3 protein-coding genes are annotated in these 1,199 nt (G+C 41.7%); all 3 read right to left on the bottom strand.

The window, feature by feature from the left end:
• Positions 1–215: 215 nt before the first annotated feature.
• Genes KQ486_RS14760 through KQ486_RS14770 form a run of 3 tightly spaced genes read right to left on the bottom strand, consistent with a single transcriptional unit; the run spans position 216 to position 947 of the window.
• The gene (locus tag KQ486_RS14760; protein ID WP_005683054.1) at positions 216–413 is read right to left on the bottom strand and encodes a hypothetical protein; all 198 of its coding nucleotides are present in this window, start codon (positions 411–413) and stop codon (positions 216–218) included.
• Between the two features lie 10 nt (positions 414–423).
• Positions 424–669: a type II toxin-antitoxin system YoeB family toxin gene (locus KQ486_RS14765; protein WP_021409580.1), complete on the bottom strand. Its 246-nt coding sequence runs from the start codon at positions 667–669 to the stop codon at positions 424–426.
• A 26-nt stretch (positions 670–695) separates the two neighbouring features.
• Positions 696–947 (bottom strand): hypothetical protein, encoded by a 252-nt coding sequence (locus KQ486_RS14770; protein ID WP_004295507.1) that lies wholly within the window; start codon positions 945–947, stop codon positions 696–698.
• Positions 948–1,199 lie beyond the last annotated feature (252 nt).

The raw sequence follows: 1,199 nt of genomic DNA on the forward strand, positions 1-1,199 counted from the left end.
TTTCGTTCCGTCTTACTTCCATGTCACAAAGGTAATCTTAAAATCTTTTTGAGCAAAGCGAGAAAAGCAAGAATTGTCCGACAAGGACACTTCTTGCTATATATACACATACCGCATTGGAATACATCCACACTAACCGCCCGGCAAAAAAGCCCCGGCGTGTTAGAAAATCCCCCACAGCCTAACAAAATCTACCCCATTTCTACCCAAGGGGATTACACGCCGCAGAAGTCATCCGGGAACATGTCTTCCAGTTCGTCCAAATCAATGGCTTCTTCTTCGGACACCTCCACCCATTCAACGTTTTCTTTCCCTCTTATCGCACATGAGTACATCTCAGCGGCGGCAAGGTTAGAGAACACCTCGTGCATAGGCTCGCCGTTCTCTAACCAGTAAACACAATATTCGACCATAACAGTTTTATCATTTATCGTTGTAATGCCCCTCTACCTCCAAAATGTAGACCTCTACCACTTCCTCGTAAATGTCATAGATTATCCGGTCATGGGCGGTAATGTGTCGAGACCATGTAATATCCCCACCGCCCCTTAACGCTTCGGGATGCCCAAGCCCAGTCTTAGGGTGCTCTAACAATTCTTTGTAGATTTTCTTATACTTCTTGAACAAATTGGGGTTTGATTTCTTCCATTTGGCAATCACCTTATCCACCCCGTCGGAAACCCTAATTGTGTACATCATAGACTGTCGAAATAAGCATCAATATCCTCACTGCTTTTGAGGGTAACACACTTTCCGGATTTGATTTCTTCCCTTGCCTTGTCAATCCTTGCTTGCAGTTCCGGGGTTATCATCAAATCTTCACGACCAACTTTTACCAAAGCGTAAATCTCGTTTTTCCTGCGAATTAGTACCTGCTCGCCATTGTCAGCTTTGGTGAAAGACGCTGCGAGGTTGTTACGGTATTCTCTTACTGATAATGCTTCCATATCTGTTTGCTTTTAAATTCAGTACAAAGATAGCTATATTTCAATAAAATACAAACTTTTTGTACACAAATGTGTACACGCCATAAAAAGCCGTTCACAGTCCTACCGCCCGTTGGTTGGTTTTGCTTTGCTTTTTTTCCCTATTGTTTTTCTTTTTCCGACAGTAAATCAACCACTTATCCGTAAAAAATCAATGACTTGTTATAAAGCATAACTTGTTTATATGCTTATCAGCTTTTTTTTTTAACTAAA

Source organism: Allobacillus halotolerans (assembly GCF_018967645.1).
Taxonomy (GTDB): domain Bacteria; phylum Bacillota; class Bacilli; order Bacillales; family Alkalibacillaceae; genus Allobacillus; species Allobacillus halotolerans.